General features: G+C 60.3%; 17 protein-coding genes and 1 tRNA gene. 5 read left to right on the plus strand and 13 right to left on the minus strand.

Features of this window, described 5'->3' with window-relative positions; translation table 11 throughout:
- The first annotated feature begins 68 nt into the window (after window positions 1–68).
- A complete protein-coding gene (locus RCH06_RS05705) occupies window positions 69–1,541 on the plus strand; it encodes an NAD-dependent succinate-semialdehyde dehydrogenase (protein WP_327080472.1) in 1,473 nt (490 codons plus the stop codon).
- Between the two features lie 140 nt (window positions 1,542–1,681).
- Window positions 1,682–3,202 (plus strand): bifunctional aminoglycoside phosphotransferase/ATP-binding protein, encoded by a 1,521-nt coding sequence (locus RCH06_RS05710; RefSeq protein ID WP_327080473.1) that lies wholly within the window; start codon window positions 1,682–1,684, stop codon window positions 3,200–3,202.
- 146 nt (window positions 3,203–3,348) lie between these two features.
- On the opposite strand, the gene RCH06_RS05715 is transcribed toward RCH06_RS05710, so the two are convergent.
- Window positions 3,349–3,999 carry an SOS response-associated peptidase gene (locus RCH06_RS05715; RefSeq protein WP_327080474.1) on the minus strand — a complete coding sequence of 217 codons (651 nt, stop codon included), beginning with the start codon at window positions 3,997–3,999 and terminating at the stop codon, window positions 3,349–3,351.
- A 105-nt stretch (window positions 4,000–4,104) separates the two neighbouring features.
- Between RCH06_RS05715 and RCH06_RS05720 the strand changes: the two genes are divergently transcribed.
- Window positions 4,105–4,178, plus strand: a tRNA-Gly gene (locus RCH06_RS05720).
- Window positions 4,179–4,240: 62 nt separating this feature from the next.
- Here RCH06_RS05720 and RCH06_RS05725 read toward each other — a convergent pair.
- Both RCH06_RS05725 and RCH06_RS05730 read right to left on the minus strand, forming a co-directional pair.
- Window positions 4,241–4,879, minus strand: coding sequence for a CoA transferase subunit B (locus RCH06_RS05725; RefSeq protein WP_327080475.1), 639 nt, complete (start codon window positions 4,877–4,879; stop codon window positions 4,241–4,243).
- 3 nt (window positions 4,880–4,882) lie between these two features.
- Window positions 4,883–5,698 (minus strand): CoA transferase subunit A, encoded by an 816-nt coding sequence (locus tag RCH06_RS05730; RefSeq protein ID WP_327080476.1) that lies wholly within the window; start codon window positions 5,696–5,698, stop codon window positions 4,883–4,885.
- A 109-nt stretch (window positions 5,699–5,807) separates the two neighbouring features.
- On the opposite strand from RCH06_RS05730, the gene RCH06_RS05735 reads away from it, so the two are divergent.
- Window positions 5,808–6,362, plus strand: a complete 555-nt coding sequence (locus RCH06_RS05735; protein WP_327080477.1) for a PAS and helix-turn-helix domain-containing protein — start codon at window positions 5,808–5,810, stop codon at window positions 6,360–6,362.
- A gap of 66 nt (window positions 6,363–6,428) precedes the next feature.
- Here RCH06_RS05735 and RCH06_RS05740 read toward each other — a convergent pair whose 3' ends face one another.
- The 3 genes from RCH06_RS05740 to katG form a co-directional block, all read right to left on the minus strand.
- Window positions 6,429–6,788 (minus strand): HPF/RaiA family ribosome-associated protein, encoded by a 360-nt coding sequence (locus RCH06_RS05740; protein WP_327080478.1) that lies wholly within the window; start codon window positions 6,786–6,788, stop codon window positions 6,429–6,431.
- A gap of 292 nt (window positions 6,789–7,080) precedes the next feature.
- Window positions 7,081–7,413 carry a carboxymuconolactone decarboxylase family protein gene (locus RCH06_RS05745; protein ID WP_327080550.1) on the minus strand — a complete coding sequence of 111 codons (333 nt, stop codon included), beginning with the start codon at window positions 7,411–7,413 and terminating at the stop codon, window positions 7,081–7,083.
- A 183-nt stretch (window positions 7,414–7,596) separates the two neighbouring features.
- Window positions 7,597–9,792, minus strand: a complete 2,196-nt coding sequence (gene katG / locus RCH06_RS05750; RefSeq protein WP_327080551.1) for a catalase/peroxidase HPI — start codon at window positions 9,790–9,792, stop codon at window positions 7,597–7,599.
- A 347-nt stretch (window positions 9,793–10,139) separates the two neighbouring features.
- Here katG and RCH06_RS05755 point away from each other — a divergent pair, with 347 nt between their 5' ends.
- On the plus strand, window positions 10,140–10,763 hold the full coding sequence (locus tag RCH06_RS05755; protein ID WP_327080479.1) for a peroxidase-related enzyme: 624 nt from the start codon (window positions 10,140–10,142) through the stop codon (window positions 10,761–10,763).
- Between the two features lie 153 nt (window positions 10,764–10,916).
- On the opposite strand, the gene RCH06_RS05760 is transcribed toward RCH06_RS05755, so the two are convergent.
- From RCH06_RS05760 to RCH06_RS05790, 7 genes are all read right to left on the minus strand, one after another.
- Entirely contained in the window at window positions 10,917–12,266 is a 1,350-nt protein-coding gene (locus RCH06_RS05760) for an esterase/lipase family protein (RefSeq protein WP_327080480.1), read from the minus strand.
- Window positions 12,267–12,431: 165 nt separating this feature from the next.
- The gene (locus RCH06_RS05765) at window positions 12,432–13,667 is read right to left on the minus strand and encodes a beta-ketoacyl-[acyl-carrier-protein] synthase family protein (RefSeq protein ID WP_327080481.1); all 1,236 of its coding nucleotides are present in this window, start codon (window positions 13,665–13,667) and stop codon (window positions 12,432–12,434) included.
- Entirely contained in the window at window positions 13,664–13,984 is a 321-nt protein-coding gene (locus tag RCH06_RS05770) for an acyl carrier protein (protein WP_327080482.1), read from the minus strand. Before RCH06_RS05770 ends, RCH06_RS05765 begins: the two co-directional genes overlap by 4 nt.
- 22 nt (window positions 13,985–14,006) lie before the next feature.
- Complete coding sequence (locus tag RCH06_RS05775) at window positions 14,007–15,320, minus strand: NAD(P)/FAD-dependent oxidoreductase (protein WP_327080483.1); 1,314 nt, start codon at window positions 15,318–15,320, stop codon at window positions 14,007–14,009.
- Window positions 15,317–16,084 carry a hypothetical protein gene (locus RCH06_RS05780; protein ID WP_327080484.1) on the minus strand — a complete coding sequence of 256 codons (768 nt, stop codon included), beginning with the start codon at window positions 16,082–16,084 and terminating at the stop codon, window positions 15,317–15,319. Before RCH06_RS05780 ends, RCH06_RS05775 begins: the two co-directional genes overlap by 4 nt.
- Window positions 16,085–16,115: 31 nt before the next feature.
- Window positions 16,116–17,177, minus strand: coding sequence for a type III polyketide synthase (locus RCH06_RS05785; RefSeq protein ID WP_327080485.1), 1,062 nt, complete (start codon window positions 17,175–17,177; stop codon window positions 16,116–16,118).
- 220 nt (window positions 17,178–17,397) lie between these two features.
- Window positions 17,398–17,817, minus strand: coding sequence for an acyl-CoA thioesterase (locus RCH06_RS05790; RefSeq protein WP_327080486.1), 420 nt, complete (start codon window positions 17,815–17,817; stop codon window positions 17,398–17,400).
- Between the last annotated feature and the right edge of the window lie 22 nt (window positions 17,818–17,839).

Here is a 17,839-nt window from a genome sequence, read left to right on the forward strand (position 1 = left end):
GCCGATTTTCTGGAAAAGCGCTACGCTGGCGCCCTGCATTACTTCCCAACCTGATCTGGAAAAACACCATGGACATGAAAACATCGCCCCTGTCACTGCTCAAAGACCCGAGCCTGCTCAAGACCGATTCGCTGGTCAATGGCGAGTGGCTGACCGGCAGCAGCCGCTTTGACGTGCTGGACCCGTCCAGCGGCAAGAAACTGGCCGATGTCGCCAACCTCAGCGCGCAGGATGCCGAAGCCGCCATTGCCGCTGCCAACGCGGCCTGGCCGGCCTGGCGCAACAAGACCGGCAAGGAACGCCACGCCATTTTGATGAAGTGGTACCAGCTTCTCATGACCAACCAGGAAGACCTGGGCCGCATCATGACCGCCGAGCAAGGCAAGCCTTTTCTAGAGGCCAAGGGCGAAGTCGCCTACGGTGCCAGCTTTGTCGAGTGGTTTGCCGAAGAAGCCAAGCGCGTCAACGGCGAAACGCTGCCGCAGTTTGACAACAACCGCCGCCTGATGGTGCTCAAGCAGCCCATCGGCGTGTGCGTCGCCATCACGCCCTGGAACTTCCCGCTGGCCATGATCACCCGCAAGGTCGCGCCCGCGCTGGCCGCAGGCTGCACCGTCGTCATCAAGCCGGCGGAACTCACGCCGCTGACGGCGCTGGCCGCAGCCGAGCTGGGCGTGCGCGCCGGCATTCCGGCCGGTGTGCTCAATATCCTGACGACCGACGACAGCGCAGCCGTGGGCAAGGTGTTTTGCGCCAGCGATGTGGTGCGCCACATCAGCTTTACCGGCTCCACTGAAGTCGGCCGCATTTTGATGGCGCAAAGCGCACCGTCGATCAAAAAACTCGCGCTGGAGCTTGGCGGCAATGCGCCCTTCATCGTGTTTGACGATGCCGACATCGACTCGGCTGTCGAAGGCGCGATGGCCAGCAAGTACCGCAATGCCGGCCAGACCTGCGTTTGCGCCAACCGCCTGTATGTGCAGGAAGGCGTGTACGACCAGTTTGTGCAGAAGTTTGTCGCCAAAGTCAAACTGCTCAAGGTCGGCAACGGCTTTGAAGAAGGCGTCGTGCAAGGCCCGCTGATTGAAGATTCAGCGGTTGAGAAAGTGCAGCGTCATGTCGAAGACGCGCTGGCCAAAGGCGGCAAACTGCTGGCAGGCGGCCACAAGCTCGAAGGCCAGTTTTTCGAGCCGACGGTCATTTCCGAAGCCACTGCCGACATGCTGTGCGCGCGCGAAGAAACCTTTGGCCCGTTTGCGCCCGTGTTCCGCTTCAAGCACGAGCAAGAAGCCATTGACGCGGCCAACAACACCGAGTTCGGCTTGGCCAGCTACTTCTACAGCCGCGACATTGGCCGCATTTACCGCGTCGCCGAAGCGCTGGAATACGGCATGGTCGGCATCAACGCCGGCGTGATCGCCACAGAGCACGTGCCGTTTGGCGGCGTCAAGCAATCCGGACTGGGCCGCGAAGGCTCCAGCCACGGCATGGAAGAGTATCTGGAGATGAAATACCTTTGCCTGGGCGACATCCAGAAGTAATGCAAGCCCGGCGCAGGCACGCAGTTAATCACTATTATTTTGATAGCTACTTGCGCCCGTTCAGCCTGCGCTAGCGGCCTAAAACGCTTAAAATATGCTGTTATGGAGGCCGCAGCGCGCACTCTGGCATCATGCGGTGCATGGAACCCACCTTGCCGCCGCTCATTCATGCCCTGCTTGACGCCCATCGTTACCCGGATGCACCACAAAAGGCATCCCGGGTTGAGCTGGTGCAAACCCATATCTCATGGGTATTGCTGGTGGGCGAATTCGCCTACAAGATCAAAAAACCGCTGAAGCTGCCATTTCTAGACTTCAGCACCCTGGCGTTGCGCCATGCCGCCTGTCTTGAAGAACTGCGCCTGAACCGCCGCTTTGCGCCGGATATTTACCGGGACGTGGTCGGCATTTTCAACACGCCGCAAGACCCGCGCTTTGAAGGCGATGACGCGCCGATTGAATATGCCGTCAAGATGCGCCGCTTCGAGGAAACCGGGCGGCTCGACAGGGTCTGCGCCCGTGCCGAACTGCTGCCCGAGCACCTGTCCAGCTTGGTGGACACGCTGGCCGATTTTCACAGGACAGCAGCCGTGGCAGCCGCCGGCTCCCGTTTTGGCCTGCTGGACAACATCGCCACGTCGGCCCTGGACAACTTTCATGCGCTGACTGACTTGTTGCCGTCCGCTGATCTACAAGCGCGGCTTGATCGCTTGCAGGCCTGGACTGAAGCACAACTCCGCCAGATCGCGCCCCTGATGCAGGCTAGAAAACAGGCCGGGCAAATTCGTGAATGCCACGGCGACCTGCACCTGGCCAATCTGGTGCTGATTGACCAGCGCGTGCGCATGTTCGACTGCATCGAATTCAACGAAGACTTTCGATGGATTGATGTGGCAAGTGATATCGCTTTCACCTATGTGGACTTGCTCGCCAACCACCAGCCGGGTCTGGCTAACTGGCTGGTGAATGAATTCTGGAGCCGCAATGGCGACTACGAAGCGGCACGCCTGCTGCGGTTTTATGCGGTTTACCGGGCGATGGTACGCGCCAAGGTCGCGGCCATTCAGAGCGCCCAGACGCACGAGGACAACAGCAAAGCGTTGGTCTATATCGCGCTGGCAGAACGCCTGATGACGCCGCCACCCGTTCGGTTGGTAATTACGCACGGCCTGTCGGGCTGCGGCAAGACCGTCGCGTCAAATGCATGGCTGCAAAGTGATGCCCAAGCGCCCACCCTGCGCCTGCGTTCGGATGTGGAACGCAAACGCCTGTTCGGGCTGACTGGCCCTGCGCGCAGCGGCTCGGCGTTCAATGCCGGCATTTACACCCCGCAAGCGCGTGTTCGCACTTATGCCCGGCTGCACGAGTTGGCCGACATGCTGCTGCGCGCCGGCTGGTCGGTGATTGTGGACGCCGCGTTTCTGAAGCGGGCAGAACGCAACGCGTTTCGGGCCCTGGCCCAAAATGCCGGTGCAGCGTTTGGCATTCTGGCGCCGCAGGCCACACCGGCGCAGTTGCGCGAACGCATTGAGGCACGCAACGCACTGGGCCAGGATGCCTCAGAGGCAACGCTGGAGGTGCTGGCGCAGCAAATGCAAACGCTGGAGCCGCTGGATGCGTCGGAAATGGAATTTGTGATCAGCGACTCCTCACGCCACTGAGACGGGGATGGGTCGGTGCGGCGAGCAATAGGTAGCGGTGGCCGCAGTCCTCAACCCCGTGCTTTCAACGTTGCCAAGCGCCGCAGCAATAGCTCAATCGCACAACCTTATCCGCACCCTCGCACCTTGCCGCAATGCCACAACCCCTACACGGCTGACGCCACCATCAAATCCGCCGAAAACTGGCGCATGAAGTCCATGGATTGATCGGGCGGCGCATCAAGCCAGTCGTCGTACTGCGCTGGCGGCAAGATCACCACCATGCGCTTTTCGTCATCAGGCTTGTGGTAGTTGCGCATCAGCGGGTGCGTATCGGCATTGACCGTCAGCATCGTCATGCTGCGAATCACCGTACCATCCGGGCTTTTCCAGCCTGTCCACAAGCCTGCAATCCCCATCGGTTGACCGTCCTGCCGGCTGATACGGGTGGCGACCGCTTTCCCCGTGCGCCAATCCGGCTCATAGATCGCTTCGGCCGGAATGATGCAATGACGCGCGAGTCGCCAGGCGTCACGAAAACTGGGTTTTTCGGCCACGGTTTCACTGCGTGCGTTGTAGGTTCGGCGCGCCGCCTTTTCATCCTTGGCCCAGTGCGGGATCATTCCAAAGACGCCCGCCATCGCCTCATGGCCAGGCACAGCGTCGTCACCCGATTCCCATGCCTTGGGTCGACGAATAAAGAGCGATGTATAGCCTGGCCACACATCAGCCCTGACGCCCGGTGGCATTTCCACGCCAAAAGCTTTTTTCAAGCGCGCAGGCGCTGTGACGGATTCATAGTGGCTGCACATAGCCATCACTTTAATGGATCAAGATGACTGTCTGGCAGCATGAAATGGCAAAATTACAAGACGCTACCTATTTAACGAGTCAAAATCGTCGACACTCAACAAATGAACAACGCGGGTGTAGTTCAATGGCAGAACTTTTGCTTCCCAAGCAAATAGCGTGGGTTCGATTCCCATCACCCGCTCCATCCAGACGCAAAAAAGGCCCTTTCGGGCCTTTTTTGCATTGATACCGCAGACGCGGGGTTTATCAGATCAGCGTCACGCCAGTCTTGGCCTGCAGCGCTTCGCGGGTCACGCCCGGTGCCAGTTCAATCACTTTCAAACCTTCCGGTGTCACGTCCATCACGGCCAAGTCAGTGATGATGCGGTCAACCACGCCCACGCCGGTCAAAGGCAAGGTGCAGCTGGGCAGGATTTTCATGTCTTCGGTGCCGTCACGCTTTTTGGCGACGTGTTCCATCAACACAATCACGCGCTTCACGCCAGCGACCAGATCCATCGCGCCGCCCATGCCCTTGACCATCTTGCCCGGAATCATCCAGTTGGCCAGGTCGCCCTGCTCGCTGACCTGCATGGCGCCCAGAATGGACAGGTTGATCTTGCCGCCGCGAATCATCGCAAAGCTGTCGTGGCTGCCGAAAATCGACGAGCCGGGAATGGTCGTGACGGTCTGCTTGCCGGCATTGATGAGGTCGGCATCGACCTGGTCTTCGGTGGGGAACGCGCCGATGCCGAGCATGCCGTTTTCCGACTGCAGCCAGACTTCCTTGTCACTCGGCACAAAGTTGGCCACCAGCGTTGGAATGCCGATGCCGAGGTTCACATAAAAACCGTCTTCGAGTTCCTGGGCAGCGCGCGCCGCCATTTGGTCTTGGGTCCACGGCATGCTTCAGGCTCCTTGTTGGCCAGCAGCGGCCTTGATGGTAGAGGGGACGGGTTCGTCGACGGTGCTTGCGGCTTGTGCAATGGCGGCTTGCGCCTCGATCTTTGCTGCGGCGGCATCAACTGGTGCGGCCGTCACGGTGCGTTTTTCGATGCGTTTTTCAGGGTTCGGGTTGTGCACAATGCGGTGAACATAAATGCCCGGCAGATGAACCTGATCGGGCTCCATTTCTCCGGTTTCCACGATCTCTTCCACCTCGACTATGCAGACCTTGCCGGCCATCGCGGCAGCCGGGTTGAAGTTGCGTGCCGTCAGGCGGAACTGCAGGTTGCCCGACTTGTCGGCGCGGTGCGCCTTGACCAGCGCCACATCGGGCACCAGTGCGCGTTCCATGACATAGGTTTCGCCGTCAAATTCGCGCAATTCCTTGCCTTCGGCAACCAGCGTGCCGACACCGGTCTTGGTGAAAAAAGCCGGAATGCCTGCGCCGCCAGCACGCAGCTTTTCGGCCAGCGTGCCTTGCGGTGTAAATTCAAGTTCGAGTTCACCGGCCAGGTACTGGCGCTCGAATTCCTTGTTTTCGCCCACGTAGGACGAGATCATTTTCTTGATCTGGCGCGTCTCCAGCAACTTGCCCAGGCCGAAGCCGTCAACGCCCGCATTGTTGGAAATGACGGTCAGATCCTTGACGCCGGAATCGCGCAACGCGTCGATCAGCGCTTCAGGAATACCGCACAAACCAAAGCCGCCCACAGCAAGCTGCTGGCCGTCCTTGACGACGCCCTTGAGGGCTTCTGCGGCGGAGGGAAAAAGTTTCTTCACCAAAATATCTCCTTGTTTCGTTCAGCCTCGGGACGTTGTTTGGACGCCATTTCAGTCTATTACGATACTACCTATTCAACTAGGTAGTTTTTCGTAAAGGTTAGCCCGCATGGGAATGGATTACCAGCTCGCTTTTGACTTGGCACCGGTCGGCCTGGCGCTGTCGCGCAACCGCTCCATCCTGGACTGCAACCAGCATGTGTGCGAGATGTTTGGCGCTACGCGCGAGCAGCTCATCGGAGAATCTTTCATGATTTTGTACCCCAGTGTGGTGGAGTACGAGCGCATCGGTGTCCGCATGCTGCCGATTCTGAACGCCACCGGCCAGTATGCCGACAACCGCATCATGAAGCGTTTCGATGGACGCAACAAGGGAGAAACCTTCTGGTGTCATGTGGTGGGTCGGGCCCTGAACCGTAATGCGCCCCACGAGTCGGGCATCTGGTCATTTGAAGACCTGAGCGCCAGCCGACCGGTAACGGCCGACCTGACAGCCAGAGAGCGGGAAGTTGCCGCCCATTTGATGAGCGGTCTGACATCCAAAGAGATTGGCCGTGCGCTTGCCATCAGCCACCGCACAGTAGAGATTTACCGCGCCCGCCTGATGCGCAAATTCAAGGCGTCCACCACGACTGATCTGGTTCAAAAGCTGATGGCTGGCTGACGTTTGCGCCGCCTGTAGGGGCGCTCAAGCCTTTTGTATGGGCCTGAGCGTCAGGGGGTTTGCCGTTCAGGCGGTGCCTAAATCCGTTTCATGGCGGATCGTTTCACGACTGCGGTGGTCGCGCAGTTTCCCTACGGTGTGTTCGATGAGGCGCTTGAGCTTCTCGCTGGCACCGCGAAAGGCTTCGTCCTGATTCGCCGCTTGGTGATTGACGGCTATCGGCTCACGATTGGCCAGACGCGCTTCCATGACGCAGCGCTTGTGATCAGCGCTGACCTTGTCGCCGTTTTGGTCGCTCATGTGAACTTCAATGCGGGTAATGTCTTCCTTGAAACGACTGAAGGTGTCATTCAATTCCGTAGTGGCCCAGCGCTCAAAAGACTCGCCGATGTCGACGCTGCGATTGGAGTTGACTTGAATTTGCATGTGCTGGTTTCCTTTTTTCAAGAACTGCAGCGTCTGGTCTGCCAGCTGCGCTGCGTGATACCCACTGCCCGTCAAAGCAGTGGACGAAAATTCATTATGACCTCGGTAAAGCGAGTCGCCTGTAGTCCACATTCCCCAGCGGGATGTTCAGCGCCGTGAACACCTGCCGCACAGGTTAACGACTAAAGTGCTACTTTATCCATAGCTGACGGCGCACGTCTGCATTGCGCAAGCAGGCTAATCAGCTGAAATTTTATGTGGCAGACAGACGGGTAGCAACGCACCAGCGCCTTCAGCTCTTTTTTGGCGCGTCCACCACTTCAGCAGCGGTGCGAAAGGCTTCAACCGCCGTCGGTACGCCGCAATAAACCGCTGCATGCAGCAGCACTTCCTGCAACTCAGCCGGCGTCGCGCCGTTGTTGAGCGCGCCGCGCACATGGCCTTTTAGTTCGTGTTGCTTGCCCAGCGCCGTGAGCATCGCCACGGTAATAAGGCTGCGCGTTTTCAAGTCCAGGCCCGGCCGTTGCCAGACATCGCCCCAGGCCTTGGCCGTGATGTGCTCCTGAATCGGCCGAGTGAAGTCGGTTGCGCCCGCCAGGGCGGTGGCAACAAAGTCTTCGCCCATCACCTGCTTGCGCAGGGCCAGGCCCTTGTCGAAATCCTTGTTGTTCTTGTCGGCATTGTCGATTGCAGCGGTCACGGTGTACTCCGAAAAAATCATGAGGATAGTTCAAGTGCTTTTGAAATAAAAAAAGCCCGCCCGGGTCTTCACCGGGGCGGGCTCAGGATCAATCAATCAATCAATCAATCAGGCCAGATCGAAACGATCCAGGTTCATCACCTTGCTCCAGACCGCCACAAAGTCATGTACAAAGGCCGGCTCCGAGTCGCTGCACGCATAGACTTCCGCGATGGCGCGAAGCTGGGAGTTGGAGCCAAAGACCAGATCGACCACGGTACCGGTCCACTTCAATTCACCCGTCGTCCGGTCGCGGCCCTCCAGCACGCCCTCGGAGGCCGTGGACTTCTGCCATTGGGTGCGCATGTCGAGCAGGTTTACAAAGAAGTCGTTGCTGAGGGTTTCAGGGCGCTGGGTGAAAACGCCCTCCTTCACGTCATCCACGTTTGCATTGAGAACGCGCAGGCCACCCACCAGAACCGTCATCTCGGGCGCGGTCAGCGTCATGAGGTTCGCACGGTCGACCAACTGCTCGGCCGCCGACGCATGCTGGCCCTTGCGGGTGTAGTTGCGAAAGCCATCTGCGGTCGGCTCCAGCACGGCAAAGGCGTCCACGTCGGTCTGCTCTTGTGAAGCATCGGTGCGACCCGGGGAAAAGGGAACCTTCACATCGTGGCCAGCCTTTTTGGCCGCCGCCTCGACGGCTGCGCCGCCGCCCAGCACGATCAAGTCGGCCAATGAGACCTTCTTGCCGCCGGACTGCGCACCATTGAAACGCTTCTGGATCGCCTCCAGCCCCTGCAGCACCTTCGCCAGTTCCGCCGGCTGGTTGACTTCCCAGTCCTTTTGCGGTGCCAGGCGAATGCGCGCACCGTTGCCGCCGCCACGCTTGTCACTGCCACGGAAGGTAGACGCCGAGGCCCAGGCCGTACTGACCAGTTGGGTGATGGACAACCCGGATGCGAGAATTTTTTCCTTCAGTGCTGCCACGTCCTGTTCCCCGACCAACTCATGGTCAACGGAGGGAATCGGGTCTTGCCACAGCAGCTCAACTTTCGGAACCAGCGGCCCCAGGTAACGCACGCAAGGACCCATGTCGCGGTGCGTCAGCTTGTACCAGGCCTTGGCGAAGGTATCGGCAAACTCCTGCGGATTAGCCATAAAGCGCCGCGAAATTTTTTCGTAAGCCGGATCCATGCGCATGGCCATATCGGCCGTTGTCATCATCGGGGTATGACGCAAGGACGGATCATGGGCGTCCGGCACGGTGGTCGCAGCCGCTGGATCTATGGGCTTCCATTGATGGGCGCCCGCCGGGCTTTTTGTCAGCTCCCACTCGTAGCCGAAAAGGTTCTCGAAATAGCCGTTATCCCAAACGGTGGGGTTGTTGGTCCAGGCACCCTCAATGCCACTGGTGATGGTGTGCACGCCCTTGCCGCTGCCAAAGGTATTTTTCCAGCCAAGGCCTTGTTCCTCAATGCCCGTACCCTCGGGCTCGGAGCCGACATACTCGCCCGGACCGGCTGCCCCATGGCATTTCCCGAAGGTGTGTCCGCCAGCGGTCAACGCGACGGTTTCTTCGTCGTTCATGGCCATGCGGAGGAAGGTTTCACGGATGTCCCGCGCCGATCCCAGTGGGTCCGGCGTGCCATTCGGGCCTTCGGGGTTCACGTAGATCAGGCCCATCTGGACCGCACCCAGAGGGTTGTCGAGTTCACGATCGCCGGTGTAGCGCGTGTCGCCCATCCACTCGGCCTCAGGGCCCCAGTAAATTTCTACCGGCTCCCAGACGTCAGGACGCCCACCGCCAAAGCCAAACGTCTTCAATCCCATTGAATCCATGGCAACGGTGCCGGCAAGAACAATCAGGTCGGCCCATGAAAGCTTGCGACCGTACTTCTGCTTGATGGACCAGAGCAGGCGGCGCGCCTTGTCGAGGTTTGCGTTGTCCGGCCAGCTGTTGAGCGGCGCAAACCGCTGCGTACCTGAGCCTGAACCACCACGACCATCGGCGATTCGGTAAGTACCGGCGCTGTGCCAGGCCATGCGGATGAAAAACGGACCGTAGTGACCGTAGTCGGCAGGCCACCAGTCTTGCGAATCCGTCATCAGGTCCGTCAGATCCTTGACGACGGCATGCAGGTCAAGGGTCTTGAACTCCTCGGCATAGTTAAACGCCTGGCCCATGGGGTTGGACAGCGGTGAATTCTGGTTAAGTATCTTGAGGTTCAGCTGATTGGGCCACCAGTCCGCGTTCGTTCTGGTGCCAGTGAGTGCCTGTTTCCGGGCGCCGCCCGAGAAAGGGCAGGTGCCTTCGCTTTCCATTTTCTGATCAGCCATGATTGATTCCTTTGTGCTTGTTAAGTGATGCCTTTGACGGCAGCGGAGAGCCTGGCAAGACCGCCCGGATAGAAAACTCCCTGTTCAAGACCGATTCTGAAACCTGCTCGTTGCATTGAAGTTTGCGTAACTTGATCTCAACAGCTGGGTTGGCCTGAGATGAGAGTCTATGGTTGGTGAAAAAATACTCAAAGGCAATTAAGAGTATCTGATTAATAGTTTTTATTAATGCCTCTCGTTTCCTTCCGCTTTTTCAAAGTGCGAAGGATAGGCAAGGTCTTGCAGTTACGCTTGGAGCCGAGACATGTGTAAATATTTTTAAGGAAACCGTAATGACCAGCCCAAAGAGCCCGAGCACCGCACCCCGATACCCTGCCCCGGAACTGAACGCCCTGCCCGACGACCTCAAGGCCAAAATTCTGGAAGTACAGGAAAAAGCCGGCTTCGTGCCCAACGTGTTTCTGGCGCTGGCCCGCCGTCCGGCCGAATGGCGCGCTTTTTTTGCGTACCACGATGCGTTGATGCTCAGGGAAGAAAGCGGCAACCCCCACGGCTCACTGACCAAAGGCGAGCGCGAAATGATTGTCACCACCACCAGCGCGGCCAACGGCTGCCTGTATTGCGTGGTGGCGCACGGCGCGATTTTGCGGATTTATGAAAAGAAACCGCTGGTCGCTGACCAGGTGGCGGTGAACTACCGCAAGGCCGATATCTCGCCTCGCCAGCGCGCCATGCTCGACTTTGCGATGAAGGTTTGCCTGCATTCCGACGAGATCGACGAAGCCGACTTCGAGGCGTTGCAGGCGCACGGTTTTGACGACGAAGACGCCTGGGACATTGCGGCGATCACGGCATTTTTTGGCCTGTCCAACCGCATGGCCAGCTTCAGCGGCATGCAGCCGAACCCCGAGTTCTACCTGATGGGGCGCATGCCCAGGCCGGCCAAAACGGCATGACCGGCTGAATCGCTACTTTTTTCATAGCTGCTTGCGCCCGTGGGTAGTGCGCATGCAGCACTTTTCGCATGTATTTTGGCTTGCGTTGGCTTCAAAGAGACTCGCTGGACACCACTATCCAGCGACACCCCTATTTTCAAGACCCACATCGCCTCAGCCCGAGGTTGACGCGCCCAGCCACCGCACCATCTGGCGCGTCACTTCTTCGCGGCTTAGCAGTTCGAGATGGTTCATGCCGTGCGCAATCCACTGGTTTTGCGGCGCAAAGTCCAGGCAGCGCCGGGCGTCTTCATGCACACCGAGCGCGCTGTCCAGCGGCACCAGGCCGTCGCCCAGCATTTTGCGGCTTACCGTTTCGCGCAGCGGCTGCAATGGCCCGGCGTCGTGCGAAACCGTGGTGGCGGCTACGGCGTAGCAATGGACACCCGCCGGCAAAGGCACCGGCTGCCGGGCATCGGGTGCGCTTTCAAAGCGGTCAACGGGCTGCCAATCGGTCTCCAGCAGGTTGCCATGGCGCAGGTCGGTAATACCGCCACTGCGAATCTGGCTGATTTTGGCGAAAGGCCGGGTCACCACCTGTTTGCCCAGTTGCTTATCGACCCAGTTGCCGACACGCTCCAGCGGCGCGCCATGATGCGGCGTGCCCAGAAACACCAGGTGCTTGAGTTGCGCCAGCCAGCCATGACCGGCACCGGCTGCATGGTGGCAGGCACTGCGCGCCACTAAACCGCCCATGCTGTGTGTCAGCAGTGCCAGTTCTTGCACCGGTTGCGGCCAGGCGCGCAGCAGTTGCTCCAGCAAGTCGGCCAGTTGCTCGCCGTTAGCGGACGTGTGCAGGCCGCTGTTGTAGTGCAGATAAACCGGGGTGTAGCCGAGTTCTTTGGCCAGCGCCAAGCCGTGGTCATGCGCGGGTATTGATGTGCTGGCAGCGCCAGTGGTGCGCCATTGCAGGTCGTTCATGCACAGGCCGTGAACCAGCACCAGCAGCTTGCCGGTGGTGGCGGGCAAGCGATTAGCCAAGGCAGACTTTTCCAGCAGCAGCGCCTGGCCTTCGTGGCGCAACTGCATGCGGATGGCCAGCGGATTGGCAGTCGCTGTCAGTTGGTCGCCAAGCACGCCATTCAGCGCAGACAGCATGGCTTCACGTCGCCGCGAGGAGGGTTTTTTATCCACCAGCGGCACCACGCTAGAGAGCACCGCATTGACCGTGCCGCCCGCCAGCCGCGTCACGCCTTTGACGCTGCCATACACCAGCCCGGTAATTCCCCGCGTGCGAACACCGCTGCCGCCGGGCGCAGCATCAATGAATTTCGCGCCCAGCGGGCCAAAGAACGACGCCACCGCTTTGTACACATTGCCCTGCACGTTTTCGGCCAGCCCGGTCACGCCCAGCGTCGCCTGCGTGGCCAATTGGGCAAGCCCCTGAATATCAGAAAGATGCAGGTAGGCGGGCAGTTGCGCAAGGCGGGGTTGGGCCGGTGGGGCCGGTTTTTTGGTGTGCATGCCCCGATTGTGCGGAGTTTGCAGGGCTTGCGCCAGCACTGCAAAACGGTGTCAAATCACTATCATTTAAATAGCTGACTGCGCACGTCCAGCCTGCGCATTAGCCTTTTTTCATTAAATATTTGTAGATTTCAGGTCAGTTCCGGCGTTGCAGCTGCGTTGAAATCAGCCCGGAGCCGCGCGCAGGGCCAGCACGGCATTGGTGCCGCCAAAGGCAAATGAGCTGGAAAGCATCGTGCGAATCGGCACGCCTTCGCGGGCCACTTGCGGCACGTAATCAAGGTCGCAGGCCGGATCGGCTTGATCCAGATGCAGCGTCGGCAACGCCACCGAATGCTGCATGGCCATGAAGGACATGACGCATTCCAGCGCCGACGTGGCCCCCAGCAAATGGCCGTGCAGCGCCTTGGTCGCGCTGATGGGAATGCGGCTGGCACGTTCGCCAAAAACGGCTTTAATGGCGGCGGTTTCAACACTGTCGTTGGCCTGCGTGCCGGTGCCGTGGGCATTGATGGCATCGACTTCTGCCGCCTCAATGCCCGCCGACTGCAGGGCAGCGCGCATCGCCGCCGCCTGGCCTTCCACGCTGGGCCGGGTGATGTGCCCGCCATCGGTGAACAGGCCATAACCAATCAGTTCGCCATGAATGGTGGCACCGCGCGCCACCGCACGCTCCCAGGGTTCGAGCACCAGCATGGCCGCGCCCTCGCCCAGCACCATGCCGCTGCGGTTTTTGGAAAACGGTTTGCACGATGCGGACGGATTAGCTTGGTCAATCACCGCCAGCGTTCGCAGCGCCTCCCAGGCTTTGAGTGAACCAAAGGCCAGCGGGGCTTCAGCGCCGCCCGCCACCGCCACGTCCAGATCGCCACGCGCCACCCGAAGCCAGGCTTCGCCGATGGCGACGGCGGACGATGAACAGGCGGTCGAATACGTCAGGTTGGGCCCGGTGAATTTGTTCTCGATGCCAATCCATGCAGCCGGCGCGTTGTACATGCCCAAAAGGATCATGAACGGCTTGATGCGATCGGAGTTGTCGGCATACAGCGTTTGGTAGCCCTCGTCGATGCTGTTGATGCCGCCCATGCCGGTGCCGACAAATACGCCGGTTCGGCAGCGCTCGGCGTCTGTCAGCTGCGCTTGCGCATCGTCCAGCGCGCGGCTGGCGGCGACCAGTGCGAACTGGCTGACGCGATCGAGCATGCGCAGTTTGGGCGGATCGAAGTGGTCAGCGCCGTTGAATTGCACCGTTGTCGCCAAAGGCGCTGCCAGCCGATGGGTAAACGGCGCTTCAAGCCGGTGAATGGCCGAGCGGCCTGCGCGTGCCGCGTCAAAGGCTTCTGCCGCGCTGTGGCCGAGCGGCGAAACAAGGCCCATGCCCGTGACGGCAACGCGTCTCACGGCTGCGGCGTGACGGTGGTGTCATGGGCCACTGGCAGTGAACCCGTCGGTGGCAACGAACTGGCAGCGTCTGCAGGCTTATGCTGGGCGGCGACCAGGCCGTCGATAAACCCTGATACGTCGCCAATGGTTACCAACTGCACCGGCTCGGGCGGCAGCGTGACGCGGAACTCGTCTTCGATATTGAACAGCAGGTCAGCCACGCCCAGTGAATCGATGCCCAGCGATTCAAGCGCTGTCTCTGGCGTGAGCTGGTCACGCTCAATTTTGTAGTCTTTGGCCAAAATGGTGCAGAGCCTGTCAAGCGTTGTGGTCATGGAAATTCCGGTTTTTTATGCTTCAAGGCGTTTCAAAATTGGTAGAACAGGCGAAGTACGAAACGGGGCCAGCAAACGAGCGGCCCGTATCGGCACCCGACGCCAGCCAGGCAATCGTGGCCGGTGACGCAGCGCACTTTATTTTCCCACCCCAGCGCGCACCCTGCGTCAAGAGGGCGGGCCAGCGACGCACCACCGCCAAGAGAGGCGACGCCAGGTCTGGCCGCATGGCCACGTGGGCAAAAGCCGCCGCCAGACGCAGCCGGGGAGCAAAGTGCCGCCGCCATTCAGCCGCGTAACGGTGCTGAACACTGCGCTGCCAGCCGGTGTCTGACAAACGGCCCAGCGGCGGGGCCGATTGCAACAGTTGCGCACACAGCAGCCAGGCCGACTGCATCGCCATGCTCATGCCTTCGCCAATGATCGGGTGCGCTTCGCCGGCCGCATTGCCGATGCGAAACAGCGTGTCGTCTTTATTCAAGCGAATGCCCGGATCAATCGGGCCAGAAGCCATCCATGCGCCCACGCGCTGCGCCGAAGCCAGTGCCGCTGCCACGCCGTGGCATTCACGCTTCAGGTACGCCTCGACGGCTTCACCCGCGCTCAGGCCGGGCGATTCACGCCGGCAAATTTCCAGCTGGTCGGCGCGAATGCAGAAGGCCAGCGTGCCCAAGCCCTGGTCGGCCAGCACCATGCCGCCGTAGCCGCCGTTGAACGAAAGCACTGGCAACACGCCTTCTTCCAGGGCCGTGTCCTGAAAGTTGGCCTTGAAGGCAAACAAATCGCTCGGTTTGCGCGCCAGGCGACGGGCGCTGCGGGCCGAAGGCAAGGCTTCCCAAGAGCCATTTGCTGCGATCAGGATGGGGGCATGCAAAGTGCGCTTCTCGTCTGATCCGACGGCGCGAATGTCGCAGCGGTGGTCACCTGCAACGCCGGAAATTTCCTGCACTGACCACGGTTGCAGCACCACCACACCCGTGGCGCGGGCTTGATCAAGCAGCAAGGTGTCCAGCGTCTCGCGGCCCAGCGCTTTGCCCCAGGCGTGTCGGTAATGCGCCGCCGCAGGCAGGGCAGCCTTGATGCTATGTTCGCCCTGCATCAAGGCGAACTGGCGCAGTTCAGACCCGGCACTGGCCGCAAAAGCGGCACCGACGCCCAGCGCATCGAGCAGCGGCAAGTTGCTGGCCGCAATGCATTCACCACACACTTTGCGGCGCGGAAAACTCTGCTTTTCCACCAGCGCGACCAACCAACCCGCCCGCGCCAGCAAAATAGCAGCGGAGGAACCCGCTGGCCCGGCGCCGACAATAATGGCGTCAAAATTTGTAGCTATCACTGCTTCGTACCCTTACCCTTAAAAGTTTCATTTTTTTCTGCCCTAAAGCAATGGCTGAACAGGCCAGCCGAATATTCCTGCAGTGTCCAGCCGGCCTCAAGCGGCGGCCACAGCGTGCTGATCTCCTGGTCACGAAAGCCTGCACGCACGCTCAACACGGCGTCTTCACGCGTCACGGCATTGGCACCTATCGCCCCGATCAGGTGGCTGCCGGCCAGCGCCAGCCGGGCGCGGTGCGGCTCGCAGGCAAAAAAGCGCCCGGTGCGCGAGGCAATGGCCGCCAGCAACTGCGCCAGCGCGGGCCCCTCAAAGTGGTGCAGAAAAAGATTCGTCACGATGACGTCGCAATGGCCTGACTTGCCGGGCTGCAGCAGGCCGTTTGCGGCGGTTGAAGGGCTGGCGGCCCAGTCAAACACATCCACGACCTCCGACCTGGCCACCCAGCCCAGACTCGCGTAGCGGGCGAGGGTTTCGCGGGTCACCAGCCGTTGACGGTCGAGCAAGGTGAGTTCGACCGCTGGCCACTCCCCCTTGAGCGCCTGGGCGACGCCCAGCATCAGGCTGCCATCGCCTGCGCCCAGTTCCAGCACGCGCAGCGGCACACCCTGCGGGCGCGAAGCACTCAGGCCGCGCAAGGCTTTGACCAGGATGCTGCGCGTTCCCATCACCCGGTGAATGCGCTGCAGGTCGCGGCGCGAACGCATCGCCGCCGGATCATCTTCGGCCAGACCATCGAGCGTTTCGTCGGTAACGATGCGCTCCATCATGCGAGCAACCCTGGTTTGAATAAAGCGGTCATGGCGACACTTCCAGCAAAGCGCCGTGGCAACTAAAGCCTGCACCAAACGATGAAAGCCACCACCAGCCGCCCGGCGCGTCATCTTCCAGCGCGGCCTGCAGCACGAAATAAACAAAGGCACTCGACAAATTGCCGTATTCGCGAAGCATGGCGGCGCTGTAGCGCAAGTCGTCGGGCTGCAAGTTCAAACGTCGCTCCAGCGCCAGCAGCACGTCGCGCCCGCCGGCATGCATGATCCAGGCGCTGATGTCGGAGCAGCCCAGGCCCGCGCGTTGCAGCACGGTATTGAGCACTTGCTCTGCATAGTTGGCCGCCAGTGCCGGCACTTCCCGCGTCAAAATATTACGCAGCATGCCGGCGCGCTGCTCGAACTTCAAGGCGTCACGCTGCGCCGGCTCAATCAGCGAGGTGCTGTCTTTCCACTCCATGCGCCGGCCTGAACTGCCGGGCGTGCGCGACAACACCGCTGCGCCCGCACCGTCGCCAAAAAGGCAGGCGCTGATCAACACGCCCGGGTCGTTGTCAAGGTACATGGCGGCGCTGCTGACTTCAACGCAAATAGAAAGCACATGCGCGTAGTTGCCCGATTTCAGCAAGGCCGAGCCGAGCTGCAAATTGGGCAGCGCAGCGGCGCAACCTTGCCCGACCAGATCAAAAGCCTGCACATCGGGGCGCAAACCTAGCCGCTCGACCACATAACCCGACAAGCCGGGGCAAACATAACCGGTGCAGGTGCTGACGACCACGGCGTCAATCTGCCGCGCCGCCAGCCCGGATTGGGCCAGGGCGCGCTCACCTGCCTGGGCGGCAAGCACGGGCGCGTTGGCAAGAAACCGCCTGGACAGCGTGTCGGGATCGATGCAGAACACCTCGGCCAGTGAATCAACCGCAAGGCGACGCGCCTCTATGCCGTTATTGCGCTGCAATACGGTGCGTGCCACCAGGTGCGCGCGCGCATCGAGTCGCCCATACCATGCAGAACTCTGGAACGCCGCCAGGCATTCAGCCTTGGTGTAGCGTGCAGCGGGAGTAGCGGTTCCGATTCCGATAAAAAACATGGGTTGGCATACCTGGTTGACGACAGCATTGCAGAATACGGCTTTATGCAATTTGCCGGGCAGGCGTGCGCAGTTTTACCCAGTAGGACAGCACCGCAAACCGATTGAAAACTGACTGATGGCAGTTGCTGTATGGACAAGCTACTGGCCAGCCAAAAGTCAACCGCAATGGCTGCGGTAACGGGTATCTGGAAATCCCGCAACTTCCCCCGGCCTGCGTTCAGCTAACCAGTTGCCGTAGCCAGTCGGGCAGCGCTTTGGCCTTTTGCGCCGGAAAGTCAACCCAGATGGTGGTGGCACCGCCAGCGGCGCAAATCACGTCCGGCTGGTCGGCGCGCGCCATAGTGGCCCAGCTTTCAAACGTGGTGCGGCCGGGGTCGCTGACATACATCCGGACCAGCACATCGCCGGGGTATTCAAGCTGCTTGTAGAAGTTGCAAAAGGCGTTGACGATGACCGGGCCTTCGCCCTGCGGATGGGGCTTGCAGCCAATGGCGTACATCCAGTCGATGCGGATGGTTTCCATGTAACGAAAGTAAGTGCCGTTGTTCAGGTGGCCCATCGCATCCATGTCGCCCCAGCGGATAGCGATAGACATTTCGTGCACCAGTTTTTTATGCTCGGGAATTTCAATTTTCATGATTCAATCATTTTTTCAAGGC

The sequence above is a fragment of the Polaromonas sp. CG_9.5 genome, from assembly GCF_035984465.1.
Lineage (GTDB): Bacteria > Pseudomonadota > Gammaproteobacteria > Burkholderiales > Burkholderiaceae_C > Polaromonas.

Bases quoted from the DNA above. Each gene is read 5' to 3' on its own strand.
- RCH06_RS05725 (WP_327080475.1), bottom strand. From the start codon at position 4,879: ATGCCGTGGACCCAAGACCAAATGGCGGCGCGCGCTGCCCAGGAACTC.
- RCH06_RS05740 (WP_327080478.1), bottom strand. From the start codon at position 6,788: ATGCAAATTCAAGTCAACTCCAATCGCAGCGTCGACATCGGCGAGTCT.
- RCH06_RS05715 (WP_327080474.1), bottom strand. From the start codon at position 3,999: ATGGCTATGTGCAGCCACTATGAATCCGTCACAGCGCCTGCGCGCTTG.
- katG (WP_327080551.1), bottom strand. From the start codon at position 9,792: ATGGAAAGCGAAGGCACCTGCCCTTTCTCGGGCGGCGCCCGGAAACAG.
- RCH06_RS05780 (WP_327080484.1), bottom strand. From the start codon at position 16,084: ATGGAGCGCATCGTTACCGACGAAACGCTCGATGGTCTGGCCGAAGAT.
- RCH06_RS05710 (WP_327080473.1), top strand. From the start codon at position 1,682: ATGGAACCCACCTTGCCGCCGCTCATTCATGCCCTGCTTGACGCCCAT.
- RCH06_RS05790 (WP_327080486.1), bottom strand. From the start codon at position 17,817: ATGAAAATTGAAATTCCCGAGCATAAAAAACTGGTGCACGAAATGTCT.
- RCH06_RS05755 (WP_327080479.1), top strand. From the start codon at position 10,140: ATGACCAGCCCAAAGAGCCCGAGCACCGCACCCCGATACCCTGCCCCG.
- RCH06_RS05760 (WP_327080480.1), bottom strand. From the start codon at position 12,266: ATGCACACCAAAAAACCGGCCCCACCGGCCCAACCCCGCCTTGCGCAA.
- RCH06_RS05745 (WP_327080550.1), bottom strand. From the start codon at position 7,413: ATGGGCGAAGACTTTGTTGCCACCGCCCTGGCGGGCGCAACCGACTTC.
- RCH06_RS05770 (WP_327080482.1), bottom strand. From the start codon at position 13,984: ATGACCACAACGCTTGACAGGCTCTGCACCATTTTGGCCAAAGACTAC.
- RCH06_RS05735 (WP_327080477.1), top strand. From the start codon at position 5,808: ATGGGAATGGATTACCAGCTCGCTTTTGACTTGGCACCGGTCGGCCTG.
- RCH06_RS05705 (WP_327080472.1), top strand. From the start codon at position 69: ATGGACATGAAAACATCGCCCCTGTCACTGCTCAAAGACCCGAGCCTG.
- RCH06_RS05785 (WP_327080485.1), bottom strand. From the start codon at position 17,177: ATGTTTTTTATCGGAATCGGAACCGCTACTCCCGCTGCACGCTACACC.